Annotated in this window: 16 protein-coding genes; all 16 read left to right on the top strand. The window is 35.7% G+C overall.

Going from position 1 to position 13,774, the window contains the following annotated elements; translation table 11 throughout:
* Positions 1–63 precede the first annotated feature (63 nt).
* The 16 genes from OOZ15_RS08945 to OOZ15_RS08870 all read left to right on the top strand — a co-directional run bounded on the left by OOZ15_RS08945 (position 64) and on the right by OOZ15_RS08870 (position 13,771).
* Positions 64–642 (top strand): Crp/Fnr family transcriptional regulator, encoded by a 579-nt coding sequence (locus OOZ15_RS08945; RefSeq protein ID WP_265955960.1) that lies wholly within the window; start codon positions 64–66, stop codon positions 640–642.
* A gap of 212 nt (positions 643–854) precedes the next feature.
* A complete protein-coding gene (locus OOZ15_RS08940) occupies positions 855–1,307 on the top strand; it encodes a DoxX family protein (protein WP_265955959.1) in 453 nt (150 codons plus the stop codon).
* Positions 1,308–1,444: 137 nt separating this feature from the next.
* A complete protein-coding gene (locus OOZ15_RS08935; protein ID WP_265955958.1) occupies positions 1,445–1,672 on the top strand; it encodes a hypothetical protein in 228 nt (75 codons plus the stop codon).
* Positions 1,673–2,058: 386 nt separating this feature from the next.
* Positions 2,059–2,775, top strand: a complete 717-nt coding sequence (locus tag OOZ15_RS08930; protein ID WP_265955957.1) for a CPBP family intramembrane glutamic endopeptidase — start codon at positions 2,059–2,061, stop codon at positions 2,773–2,775.
* A gap of 269 nt (positions 2,776–3,044) precedes the next feature.
* Positions 3,045–3,170: a hypothetical protein gene (locus OOZ15_RS08925; RefSeq protein WP_265955956.1), complete on the top strand. Its 126-nt coding sequence runs from the start codon at positions 3,045–3,047 to the stop codon at positions 3,168–3,170.
* Positions 3,171–3,181: 11 nt separating this feature from the next.
* Positions 3,182–3,325 carry a hypothetical protein gene (locus OOZ15_RS08920; protein WP_265955954.1) on the top strand — a complete coding sequence of 48 codons (144 nt, stop codon included), beginning with the start codon at positions 3,182–3,184 and terminating at the stop codon, positions 3,323–3,325.
* A 277-nt stretch (positions 3,326–3,602) separates the two neighbouring features.
* On the top strand, positions 3,603–4,298 hold the full coding sequence (locus OOZ15_RS08915; protein WP_265955953.1) for a class I SAM-dependent methyltransferase: 696 nt from the start codon (positions 3,603–3,605) through the stop codon (positions 4,296–4,298).
* Between the two features lie 182 nt (positions 4,299–4,480).
* Positions 4,481–5,593: a hypothetical protein gene (locus OOZ15_RS08910; protein ID WP_265955951.1), complete on the top strand. Its 1,113-nt coding sequence runs from the start codon at positions 4,481–4,483 to the stop codon at positions 5,591–5,593.
* Between the two features lie 168 nt (positions 5,594–5,761).
* Complete coding sequence (locus OOZ15_RS08905; protein WP_265955948.1) at positions 5,762–6,910, top strand: hypothetical protein; 1,149 nt, start codon at positions 5,762–5,764, stop codon at positions 6,908–6,910.
* Between the two features lie 112 nt (positions 6,911–7,022).
* Positions 7,023–7,415 carry a hypothetical protein gene (locus OOZ15_RS08900; protein ID WP_265955946.1) on the top strand — a complete coding sequence of 131 codons (393 nt, stop codon included), beginning with the start codon at positions 7,023–7,025 and terminating at the stop codon, positions 7,413–7,415.
* Between the two features lie 85 nt (positions 7,416–7,500).
* Positions 7,501–8,610: a hypothetical protein gene (locus OOZ15_RS08895; protein ID WP_265955943.1), complete on the top strand. Its 1,110-nt coding sequence runs from the start codon at positions 7,501–7,503 to the stop codon at positions 8,608–8,610.
* 44 nt (positions 8,611–8,654) lie between these two features.
* Positions 8,655–9,821: a hypothetical protein gene (locus OOZ15_RS08890; protein WP_265955941.1), complete on the top strand. Its 1,167-nt coding sequence runs from the start codon at positions 8,655–8,657 to the stop codon at positions 9,819–9,821.
* A gap of 13 nt (positions 9,822–9,834) precedes the next feature.
* Complete coding sequence (locus OOZ15_RS08885; protein WP_265955939.1) at positions 9,835–10,920, top strand: hypothetical protein; 1,086 nt, start codon at positions 9,835–9,837, stop codon at positions 10,918–10,920.
* A gap of 4 nt (positions 10,921–10,924) precedes the next feature.
* Positions 10,925–12,019, top strand: a complete 1,095-nt coding sequence (locus OOZ15_RS08880; RefSeq protein ID WP_265955938.1) for a hypothetical protein — start codon at positions 10,925–10,927, stop codon at positions 12,017–12,019.
* Positions 12,019–12,729: a hypothetical protein gene (locus tag OOZ15_RS08875; protein ID WP_265955936.1), complete on the top strand. Its 711-nt coding sequence runs from the start codon at positions 12,019–12,021 to the stop codon at positions 12,727–12,729. The genes OOZ15_RS08880 and OOZ15_RS08875 overlap by 1 nt, the downstream gene beginning before the upstream one ends.
* Before the next feature lie 34 nt (positions 12,730–12,763).
* Entirely contained in the window at positions 12,764–13,771 is a 1,008-nt protein-coding gene (locus OOZ15_RS08870) for an RHS repeat domain-containing protein (protein WP_265955934.1), read from the top strand.
* The last annotated feature ends 3 nt before the right edge of the window (positions 13,772–13,774 follow it).

Raw genomic sequence — 13,774 nt, 5'->3', positions numbered from 1 at the left:
ATGAAGGCGGAATTTTCTATCTTTAAACCATTAGTGGCATACCAAAACTGAACGAAATAAAACTTGGAACAGATCCGGAAATATTATAAAGAACATTTTGATATCTCTGAACGGGATTGGAAACTCTTTTCTTCAAGATTTAAAAGAAAAGAAATTCCTAAAAAAACTAAAATCCTTGATCTTGGTGAAACTGAAAACCACCTCTCTTTTGTTGAAAAAGGAATTGTTCGCTTATACATTCCAAAAGAGGAAAACGACATCACTTTCGGCTTTGTTTTCCAAGGTGCTTTTGCCAGTGCCTATGATTCATTTTTAACCCAAAAACCTTCTCCCTATTGTGTGGAGACCATTACCAATTCGGTATTATGGCAACTCACCTACCAAAATCTTCAGCAGGTTTATACGGAAAGTGATATTGGAAATCTAATCGGCAGAAAAGCAAGCGAAGATCTATTTCTCATAAAATCATCAAGAGAACTCTCCTTGTTAAACGACACTCCTGAAGAACGTTACCTCAAGCTTTTTACAGACAGGCCAGAGCTCATTCAGCAAATTCCGTTAAAATATATCGCTTCCTATATCGGGATTACACCACAAGCCTTAAGCAGAATTCGGAAACGGATTGTAAAGCAAGTTCAATAATTATCGGAATCAAATCTCACTTAATGAGTTTCTTAACTCAGGTTCATTGTTTGATAGTCAATTTAGGTTCAACTTTGCATAAAACAAAAAAGAAACATAAAACGAACCATAAGAAATTTATTTATACAAACACACATGAGTAAAGATTGCTATGGTGAGTTCCATAGGTCAATTAATTTATTGATTATTAAAAATTTACAAATTATATACATATGAAACCACTCATTGTCTTATTAAGCGTATTTGTAATCTCCCTTGTCACCATCAAAATATTCCGCAGTAATTACAACTTTACTTTATCCGGCAGAATTGCCATGGCTGTTATGCTGTGCTTTACGGCAATGGGACATTTTATGTTTACTAAAGGAATGGCGGCTATGATCCCGGATTTTATGCCGTTAAAACAACAAATCGTTGTTCTAACAGGGGTTTTGGAGGTGATTTTTGCCATTGGATTGTTACTCCCAAATTACAGGCATCTAACTGCATGGGCATTAATCGTCTTCTTTATTCTCTTGCTTCCGGCAAACATAAAGGCTTCCATGGAAAACCTGAATTATCAAACTGGAGGGCATGATGGTCCGGGGTTGTCCTATTTGTGGTTTAGAATCCCCTTACAGCTCTTGTTTATCGTTTGGGTATATCTTTCTACTATTAAAAAATAACGTTTTTAACTCTCCCCCTCCTCTACTACTTACCTTTTAATTTTTTGTGTATCTTCGTTAACATACAAAATATAACCTCGTTTATCGACACCTATAAAACACATAAATCACCTCCCCAAGATGAAATGAAAACAATAATGATACACACCCTATTCAGCTTTCTAAGTATATTGGCAATCTCTTGTTCAGGAGGAAGCGATTTTGATCAGTTTTTTAATGGTGTGAATTTACTCAAGCACAAGTTCTCCAAAGAGTTGGGCTTCGATGTTTATTGGGCCAATTCAAAGGCGAAAGAAGTAACAGTAGAATTGGGGGAAGGATTCCGCTTATTACGCAAGGGCACTATATACGAAAGCAGAGTTTGATAGAGTAATGGAAAAATATGAATTTGTAAACCGGGTATTCCGTAATACCCCCTCATATAACCATTTGAATATAATTGATGAGATTGCGGTAATTAATAAGCCGGTTCTTGTTATACAAGGGGGAATATGATTATTCCATAGGTATTGAACAAGGAAATATGATTTACAATGGTCTAAAAGGGCTCTCCGAAGATAAAAAAGAACTAAAAATAATCCTAAACGCTTCACACAACTTAAATCTTGAAGCGAAAGAATTATATTTTGACTCTATAAAATTGTTTTTTGACAAAAAAAACAATTAATTAAAAGACTATGGTAATGCTTAAAAGTAGTGACCAACAAAGTTGATGAGTTAAAAGCAATGTCATAAATCTAAAAATAATATTATGACCCTAAAAAATCAAAAATTACCATTAAAATGGATGTATTTACCTTGGCTCAGTTTCATATTTACAATTGTGGTCTTTACTCTTTTGGGATTGGTTTCAAAGGGCAGTCCCAAAAGGTTTTTGACTGAACTAGGATTGGAAAGTGCCGTTGTGTCCTTTGGTCTAACTATAATCGGTTCTGTTTTTACTGTGCTTCTTCTTGGCCTTTTATTACACAAAAACAGTTTCAAATGGTCCGATGTTGGCATCAAAGGTAAATTGACCTTCAAGTCAGTCTTATTTGCACTATTGGGTTGGATTGTCGCGTTTTTATTGTTCTATGTTATCCAGCTCATAGTAGAAAATCTTGGGCTTGACATGTTTTGGGAAGAAAATCCTGATTTTATCAAACCTAATTCAACAATAAATGTTATTCTAATATTGCTCGGCCCAGTAATTCTTGCTTCCATAACAGAAGAGATAATTTTTAGAGGATATTTGCTAAATGCCCTGCGTTCAAAGTTTCAACTAAAGACCTCTGCTATTATAGCAGCTTTGGTATTTGCCAGTGTACATCTATTTTTAGGTCCAGGGTTTTTGATCTATATATTTTTTGGTGCCTTTATTCCAATCTTTCTGTACATAAAATTTGAAAGTCTCTATCCAGCTATGTTAATGCATTTTTTTAATAATTTAGTTTCGTATATAGCTATCCCAATTTTATTTGTGGATTAATATAAAACAGATTAAGTGATTTTAATATTATTGCCCTCAATATTGACAACAAGTAAAAAGGAGATTTTGTTAAAAAATTCAAGCTGTTTCAGTAAAACAAGTAAGATTGATTTGAGCACATTATTAAAAATACGACACGCCAATAACTCATCCTATGAAAAGCACCAGTTCAGTTCTTTAAAGTTACTATTCTTACTTTTTAGGTAGTTCATCTTCTTTCTTTTTAATGTATTGAATTAAGGATGAAGCTTTGGTCTTCTTTTCCAAAAATGGGAGATTTTGCTGGAACGGAAACACGATTTATAAAACACAAGGATGGAAAAATAACAGTAAAGGATTGGAAACAATTCTCTGGTAATACTAAAGTAAAAGCTAAACATATTTACGAGGATTAAAAACCAGGGAAATGAAAGGCAGAGGCAGAGGTGCTAACAAATTTGTTCCTGATATAATATATTTCTCCAAAGTGACAAATATATTTGACATTGAAAATAAATGGCGAATCAGAATAAAAGAAAATGGCCCTACCCCGAAAGTAGCTATTGCATAAATAGTCCCTCGCTCTAACCTGCATAACTATCAATGACATAAAACTTAAGTATACGTAGGAGAAAAAACACAAATTAAATTTGGATCTAATCCGAAAATATTACCAAGAACATTTTTACAAGCCTCTGAAAAAAATGCTTCTGAGATCAATATCGGTAAGGTGAAGACACTTAGAATACTGCATCGTGTTTTCCCCGCATTAGGTGGTGAGATCGATCCGGAATTCACAGGGTCAACTATGGAAATCAATTATGTAAGAATCTATCAATAATCATAAAATGAAAAACAAAAAGGATAAAATAACAGAGATGTCTGAAAAAGAACTGAAAGAACTGGCATCACAACTCGGAAAACCCGAGGGTGACAAAGGGATAAAGATCGCACAAATGATGAATGAATCTAATATTTCCATGACTAGGAAAACACTGGAACATTTATCGCTTGAGGATAACGACAAAATTTTGGAGCTTGGACATGGCAATGCAAATCATTTGACTGAAATTTTTAACAAAGCGAGTGATTTACAATATTTTGGATTGGATATTTCTGAATTGATGAAGCAAGAAGCTGAAAACTTCAGTATTGAACATCATTTTAACCAAAAATCTACCTTCCAGCTATACGACGGGACGAATATTCCTTTTTCAGACCATTCATTTGATAAAATATTTACCGTAAACACCCTTTATTTTTGGGAAAAACCCAACGATCTCCTCAACGAGTTAAAAAGGGTTTTAAAACCTAATGGAATTCTTTGTATAACATTTGTTGATAAAGAAACAATGAACCGATTGCCTTTTACAGATTACGGCTTTACAAAATACGATCAGAATACATTTAGCAAATTGATAGAAAAAAGTGAATTAAAGCTAACAGGCACAAAACTGTATACTGAAATCATAAAGAGCAAATCAGGCGAAGAAATGGAGCGAAAATATTGGGTGATGACGTTGTCGAAAAGTACAAAGAACTGAAAATAAGAGTTTAATTTCATTGGGATAAGGCAAAAGTACAAGACAAGAAGTTTCATCATTTTATATGATTTATAGAAAAGGCGTATCACTCGTTCGGGTGGTACGCTTTCTTTTATGGACTTACTTAATATTATTCCTCAATTAATATGAATAAGAACCAATCTAAAATCATGGGAAGATTCATGAAAGATAAAAACGCAACAATATTAGAGAAACACATCTTCGATGAAATAACAAAAGGGATCAAAGAAGTTTCCAAAACAGAAAAAGGTGAAGTCTATGCCTATTCCCTTTTAATTTATGATGTTCTTAACGATCCTATAAACTCCTCCTTAACACTGGGATACAACACCATAGAACATTTAGGCGAGGTTGATGACCCGGATATCAAATGGGAAATAGCGGGTTGGTTGAAAGAGGGAGTCGTAAAGATAGGAACAATAGATGATAGTATAGGCAGCGAATTAATTACAAACTGGATCAAAGAGATGGGTCTTTTTTATACCGAAGAAGAAGCTTGGGAACATGAAGAAGCCTGCTGGAATAAAGCTGAGGAAATATCTCTTCGTTTTATGCAAATGCTCATTCGAATAATTCAGAAAATCCATCAACAATATCGGTTGAATGTACCACTGGTCATGTATCAATTTGAAACTTTTGAGGGAGTAACAGCCTACAATATCCAAGCTAATGGGAAGGAACTGGTAAAAGAGTTTTTGGACACGCATAAAGAATATGAATTTGAATTGTACAGACATATGTCAGATGTATTAATGGAAGTGCAGGAAAACCTACCTAAAGAAGAAAGCAAGGACATTTATGCATATTCGCTGTTTATTCAAGATGACGACCCTCGATGGCCCACTGCCACCTTAGGGTATAACACATGGGGTCATTTCAATACTAAAAAAGAAAGCGCCAACACTCAACAGGAAGCAAAATGGAATTTTGATTTTTGGTTACAAAATAATCTTGTGGAACTCTGCACTAAAAACGATCGAAACGGCCGGGAAATCGTGGAAAAACACACAAAATACGATGACCTATACTATACAGATGAGGAATACAACAAAAATAAAGCAGTATGCCTTGAAAAGGGAGATAAGATAACCCAATTTTTTACACGTAAACTGATTGAAGCTGTACGATTGGTTCAAGATTTCAATTTCATTGACCACCCCATAATCATCCATAAAGCAAAATATGACAGACAAACAGCAGAACAAAACACCAAAGCTAATGGTGAGGGAAAAGTTAAAGAATTTGTGGAATGGGTTGAAGGAAAATACAGATAACATCCATTTAAAAAAGACGTACCACTCGTTCGGGTGGCACATTTTCTTTTACGGACTTGTTTAATATTGCTCGAAAATAGAGTGATCAAGAAATAATGATTACACTATTCATAATTACGATACGAAAACTTATAACAATCGCATTTTTTAATTTTTAATCCAATTACCATGGCACAAACACCAACATCATCAGGAGAAACCTCACAATTGGCTAACACAAGTCCGCAACTATCCGAATACGGATATTATATTATGGTAGACAGCACTTTTTATGCTATTGACCCATATCCCATTAAAATGGAGTTTGGTTTTAACAAACTAGGAGGCCTAAAGTACGTCCCGGCCGACAAAGATTTTAAGGTTGTAGTTTACAGACCAAAATGGCATTATGAACACACATCCTTTTTTGCCCAAGATCTGGATATTGTCAACCACGACTACACCAATCGGATCGAGCCTAAGATCGTACAGGTAGCTGAGCATGTTTTTGAGTTGGAATTCCCGGCTTTAAAAAAGGGACAGTTATTGATCATAAGGGATTATAATAATTTATACGGAATAGGGATTGGAAGCATTTCTGATACCTTAGTAGAACTTTTCAACACTACCGAAGCACCTGCCTATGCCGTTCTGGATAATATAAAGAAAGCCTTAAAGTCGTTCCCAAACAACATCATGATCGAGTCGTTGAAAGGGGTATGGGAAGAAAGAGCTTTAGAAGAAAAAACCGGAAAAGTATGGAAAACCGTACAAGAGAAACTGGCAGAATATGAAGCACGTGATGACCGAGAAGGGAAATTAGTGTTGGCAGACGACGTACTTCACGAAATTCAATACTATTTATCCTTGGATGAGAATCCGCCGAAAAAAGAGGAAGCCGAAAAAATCACAGCTGAAATAGAAGCTTTCAAAAATGACAAACCAGAGGTAGTTAAAGAACCTCTTCCGGATATGTCCTTGTTGGCAGAAAACGTTGTTACCTATTCAGGGGGTTCCGCAACATTGACGATGGTAGAAATCGGCGATGATGTATTAGTCCGTTTTAGAGGTATCCCAAATGAATATGACGGTGTGGTGTTACGCCATAAAAAAAGTATTCAAAACGAAGCCACCGGATCCTTTACTATACAAACCAATGAAATTAAGGGTCAAGAAAACTGGAACACATTCAGTTATGAAAACGATGGTTGGGGAGGTGGATCCTATTTTGCATATCCGCCATTAATTAACGATAAAGCGTATATGTATCCTAGTGCGGACAATGATAGTGACACTCCTATGAAACTATACAAGGACTATTCTAAACAAAACAATTAATAAAAGAATGTTGTGTTAATTAATTTGTGAATACCTACCTAAGGGTGCCCAGAAAGGCACCCTTAGTTGTATGTAAATTGAAAACTATAAACTTACCTTATTCTAAAAGAATATGGATGACATAAAAGAAGAGTTTTCCATTGGGGAATATGACTTTTCATTTGATAAGGAAAACTGTAGCATTCAGATAGAAGGAAATAAAATTGTCGATTTAGCAATTAAAGCGAATGAATTCGTTTTTGATAATTTGTGTGAATCAGATGAATTCGAATTTGGATATGCACTTTATCCCCCTGAATTTTATGTGGGAGAACTTGATTTAGGAAGTAAAGGACACATTGTAATCAACGACAACAATCAAGATCATTATGAAATAGCTTTATATTTTATGGAGCATAATAATGTTAATATTAATTTGAATCTTCACGGAAATTGGATTTTAATCGCTGGATGGACAAACATTAGCGGAAAAAGATACCCGATTGTAATAAAAATGAAAAAATAAGAATTATCAACAACAATGCTCCCATGAAAAGCATTAGTCCAAAAATACAATTGTCCTCATACACAAACCATCAACAGAAAATTTTATGAAAGACAAAAACACAAAAACCTTAGAAAAATATATCTTCGATGAAGTAACAAAAGAAATCGAAGAGATTATCAAAACTGAAAAAGGTGCCATTTACACCTATTCATTTTATATTTACGATGCCTTTGCCGATCCGCTAAACGCTTCCTTAACCTTGGGCTACAACACTATAGAACAATTAGGGGATAATGTCCATGATCCCCATGTGAAATGGGGGGAATATACCGACTGGGTAAATGATAATGTTATAGAGATTGGAACTTATGACGATAGTAAAGGTCATGAATTAATTGAAAATTGGGTAAAGGAAATAGGGCTTTACTATACTGAAGAGGAATACGCACAAGACTCTGATGCCTGTATGGACAAGGCAAGGGAAGTCACGCAACATTTTATCCAAATGCTTGTTCGTGTAATTCAGAAAATCCATCGGCAATACAAACTGGAAGTACCCATTATAATCCACCAACTTGAAGCTTATGAAGGGGAAACCGAATACAATATCCAAGCCAATGGCAAAGCGTTGGCAAAAGAGTTTACCGATGCAATTGGCGAATATTCACATGATCTGTACGGCTATATACTTTATGCATTATTAAAGCTGAAATATATGCCTGAAGATGAAAAAGAAGATATTTATGCCTATTCATTATTTGTTGATGATAATGACCCAAGATGGCCCAAGGCTACCCTGGGGTATAATACATTAAGCCATTTCGATTCGGTAAAAGAAAATGCCAAGACCGAACAGGAAGCCAAGTGGAACTTTGATTTTTGGTTGCAAAACAATATTAAGGAACTCTGCTCGGAAAACGAACCCGAAGGAAGGGAGATTATAGGCAATTATACAGCATACAAAGAATTGTATTATACAGATGAGGAATTTGAAAAAGATAAAGCAAAATGCCTTGAAAAAGGAAAGGAAATAACACAGTTTTTTATAGATAAACTGGTTAGCATTATTCCATTCATCCAAAGATCCTGTAAGACAGACAAGCCCATAATCATCCATAAATCGGGATACGACAAACAAATAGCGGCGCTAAACGAGAAAGCCAACGGTGAGGAAAAAGTAAAGGAATTTGTAGCGTGGATTGAAACCCTATAAACAAAACCTATCTGCAATAATTTCCTTTTTTAAATGAGTTCAATATGAAAGACCAAAACACTAAAGAGTTAGAGCGACATATCTTCGATAAAGTAACAAAAGAGATCGAAGGGATTATCAAGACTGAAAAAGATGAAATTTACGCCTATTCATTTTTTATTTACGATGCCTTTTCCGATCCCATAAACGCATCCTTAACCCTAGGATACAATACGATGGAGCATTACAGGTCGGTGCTGGAATCGGCAAATGACGGGAAAGAACCGGAAACGCTTTTCGATTACATAACAACGCCTGATGATGACATGGAAGCCAAGTGGAATTATGCTTTTTGGCTCCAAAATGAAATCGTGGAAATTGGAGCTGCAAACGATAGTAAAGGTCGAGAACTGATTAAAAATTGGATTGAAGGAATAGGATTGTACTACAATAAAGAAGAGTCGTGGAAAGACAGGGATACCTGTATGGGAAAGGCAAGGGAAATTACACAACGTTTTATCCAGATACTTGTTCGGGTAGTCCGGCAAATACATCAACAATATGAGCTGAATGTACCTATTATCATCCACGAGCTGACACCATATAAAGGAGAAACCGAATACAATATCCAAGCCAATGGTAAAGAACTGGTAAAAGAGTATACCGATGAAATTAATGAATATGGGGGCGATTTATATGCGCATATCTTTTATAAACTAACCCGTTTGTCATATATACCCGAAGCCGAAAAAGAGGACATTTATGCGTTTTCGCTTTTTGTTAACGATGATGATCCAAGACACCCCACTGCCACCTTGGGATATAATACTACAAGTCATTTTAATTCAGTAAAAGAAAATGCCAAGACTGAGCAGGAAGCCAAATGGAACCTTGAATTTTGGCTGCAAGACAATCAGTTGAAAATCTGCACAAAAAACGACATCAAAGCACGAGAACCACTAAATAAATACTCAAAATATAAAGAACTGTACTATACGAATGAGGAGTACGAAAAAAATAAAGCAGGTTGCCTTGAAAAAGGAAAGGAAATTACACGATTCTTTATAAACAAACTGGTTAGCATAATTCCGAACGTTCAAGAATTCTGTAACATAGACAAACCCATAATCATTCATAAATCGGGATATGACAAACAGGTAGTAGCGCTAAACGTGAAAGCCAATGGTGAGGAAAAAGTAAAAGAATTTGTAGTATGGATTGAAACCGTATAAACAAAAACCTACCATGAAAAAGATAGAAATACAAAAGCGTAATGAAATAACTCTAAAAACAGACGATATCATCAAGACCGCTACCCTATCAGCGCCTAATGAGTTGGTCATGTTAATGAGTTCGGGAGATGTGGTGCGTCATAAAATAAAAGAAGAGGAAACAGAAACCTTGTTTACCATAGCCAGTAAGCATGTTGTATACAGCGATGGCGGTTTTGATATAAATGCCCCTTCTACCCTATATACATTAGACGATATTGTGGTGGTGGTAAATGATTATAAGTGTCATGGTTATATTCACTATCCGGGAAAATACCACCTCATGCATATCTTCAGAAAAGATTATCATGCCAGGGCATCAAAGTTTCCCATTGCCTTATATAAAAATGAAAGCGGAATCCCCCATATGATCTATGCGGTAGGATGGAACCATCTTCAAATCATGAACCTGGACACCCGGATGCTTTTAACTGCCACAAAATCACTGATAGAAGTAGATGCAGAAGAAAAACATTGGGATGTTTATGGGGCAGAAAATTTCTCTGACATGAATCCCTGGCCGAGGACATATGATTATTTTTATGGCAGGCTGGAAATGTCACCAGACAAACAACACTTTTTAAGCGCCGGTTGGATTTGGGGTTCATTCGATCTGTACAATGTTTACAATGTACATAATTTCATAAACAACAACCGCATTTCTTATAAAGATGTATATGCGGGCGAACATTGTGACAGACCTGTTTGCTGGGTAAGCAACAATACCGTTGCTGTTGGGCATTTCGATTATGATGAAAACAAAAAAAAATGGCATGACGAAATACACTTTTACAAGATCGACGATAAGGAATCTGAATTTGTAAGAAAAATCAAGGTAGAAGGTTTTGAACTCTCTAAATCCGAAATCTATTTCTGTAAGGCATTAAATGCCATTGTCTTGGTTGGAGACGAAAAAGGCTTGGCTATATTTTCCCTTAATGGGGAAATTTGGTTTCACGATAAGGAAATAGAAATAGATACATACAATCCCGATCTGAACCTATGCCTTCAATGGGAAGATAAAACGGTTAAGGTTTATCAAATAGAAGCATTCACCTAAAAAAATGAAAACCATCAAATTACATAAAACCCACAGGCTAACATTTAATACGGACGAAACCATAAAGGCTGCAGCCCTGTCAGCCCCTAATGAATTAGTGATGCTCATGAGTTCCGGCCTTATGTTACGATATAAAATAGATGCGGATAAAACAACACCTTTATTTTCTGTAAAAAACGGCATTCAATATTCAGACGGGTGTTTTGATATAGACGACCCCGTTTCCATCTATACTATAAATGATATTGTAGTGGTTGTAAATGATTTTAAATGCCATGGCTATATACACCATCCGGGGAAATATGAAGCCCTCCACTTTGGAAGGACCGACTGTCATGCCAATATTACACAATATCCCATAGCATTATTTAAAAACAAAGAAGAAGTCCCTCATTTAATCTATTCCGAAGAATGGAACCATCTTCAAATCATAAATCTGGATACCTTACATATCTTAACCGCAGCAAAATCTTTGATAGAAGAAGGCGCAGAGCAAAGGCATTTAGAACTTCAGGAAAAGTACAAAATCAACAATACCATCAAATGGCCGAGAGCATACGATTATTTTTATGGCAGGCTGGAAATGTCGCCAGACCAACAACACTTTTTAAGTGCCGGTTGGATTTGGGGATCGAATGATTCGTATTGTGTTTATAATGTAGACGACTTTATTCATAACCACCGGATAACAGATAAACTTTTAGATATTTGGGAGCATTGCAACAGGCCAGCTTGTTGGGTTGATAATGAAACAGTAGCCGTAGTTTACAATGCATCTGAAGAAGGAGAAGAAGAAGTTAATAGTGAAACAAGGGTAAATGATGAAATACATTTTTATAAAATAAATAGTGATAAGCCAGAACTTAAAAGGAAAGTTAGCGTAGATAATTTTAATGCATTCTACGCTAAAATATATTTTAGCAAAGATTTGCATGCTTTTGTCCTTGTTCCAAACGAAAAAGGCCTGGCTGTACTTTCCCTTGATGGGGAGGTGTTGCTTCACGATAAGGAGGTGTTTATAAACACATATAATCCCGACCTGAATATGGGAATCTCATGGGAAGATCAAACCATTAATATTTATCAAATAATAAAATAATGAACAATAAAAGCTTAAAAAGAAAAGTCAATTTTCTCACATTTTATGTACTTGTAAGCAATCTTATACTGATTACATTCATTTTTATGGGGTTTAGGGACTCCGAGAAAAAAGAAAACCTTGATGAGTTAACTATAAAACGCTTAAATATTGTTGATGAAAGCGGTAAGAATTTACGGATGGTCATCAGTAATAAAACCCGGCAACACCCTGGAATGATGAACGGGAAAGAGTTTCAGGAAAGGGAGAGGCCATCGGGGATAATTTTTTTCAATTCATCCGGAGATGAGTGTGGCGGTTTGATATATGATGGCAACGAAAAAGATGCCGGAATGGTACTGTCTGTAGATAAGTTTAAAGACGACCAAATCATGCAGCTTCAGTATATGGAAAACACAAAAAACCACAAAAGAAAATACGGATTGCAAATTTGGGATTTTCCAAAAGAAAACACCTATACAGCAAGAATGAACCGATTTAAGGAAATCGAAAACCTCAAAACCGATTCAGAAAAGAAACAAGCCTATCACAAAATGGAACTGGACAGTCTGTTGATGGAAGACCGGTTGTTTATCGGGAAAAATTTCAATAAAAATGTAGGCCTCTTTATAAATGACAAAAAAGGCAGACCCAGAATTAAAATATATATTGATGAAAACGATACTCCCAAAATAGAACTTTTAAACAAAGAAGGAGAAATCATCAAATAGGTAATATTTCAAACATTCAAAAAAACAATTTAAAATGAAAATCTTTCAAAAAATATATGACTCTTTATCCGCAGATGGTAGAATACTCACCGCTTATGATAAAAACGGGGAAGAAATTTATCAAAATAATTACGGTATGGAAACCTGGTTTGTCCGTAAAAACGGCTTGCTCATCAAGGTAATAAACAGTGATGGCCTTGTGGTAAACCGTGAGCACAATGCTGAAGGAAACCCCCTTTTAGTAAAGGACAACAAAGGGTTTGAAAGGCAATGGGAATATAACCCTGAAGGAAAACCCATACATGCCAAAGACACCAAGGGTTATGAAGAATGGTGGGAATATGACCAAAATGAGCATCTAAAATCCTATAAAAACTCAAATGGGAAAGAGAAACATTATGAACATACTCCTGAAGGAAATCTTGTGTCCTTATCACTTTTAATGGATGGCGAAACCTTTGAAACATACCGCTACGACAATTGGGGAAACGAAGTCTATTGTAAATACCATACAATTGGCAAGGAAGAATGGTGGACTTATGGTCAAAAAGGGAAAAAGACATCTTACAAAAACAGCAACGGAGAACAATGGCTGTATAAATATGACGAAAAAGGACGCTTGGTGATTACTGAAAAAAATGATGGTTCTAAGGAAAACAGAAAATATGACAAAGCTGGTAGGATAATACAAATCATCACCTCTTCCGGTTCTGAAACAATATATAAATATGATGACCGGGGAAACAAAATCTATAAGAAGTCACATGTTCTCCCCGAATTTGCAGACTATTGGGAAGAGAATTTGCTCCCACCTGGTGATCCGTGGGAAATGTGGTGGGAATATAACGACCAAAACCTCTTGATCCACTCTAAGAACAATGACGGGAAAGAGGAATGGTTCACTTATGACGCTTATGGAAATGAAACCAACAAAAAATGGCTTGAAAACGGTAAAGTACAATGGACTGCAAAAACCCAATACCTCTATTACGAACAGCTTACCGAATACACCGAATGGCTTTTCCCTTTTGAACAAAAATGAATT

Origin of the sequence: Galbibacter kalidii (genome assembly GCF_026241135.1) — a bacterium.
Taxonomy (GTDB): domain Bacteria; phylum Bacteroidota; class Bacteroidia; order Flavobacteriales; family Flavobacteriaceae; genus Galbibacter.
This window is presented reverse-complemented; position numbering and strand designations above follow the sequence as displayed.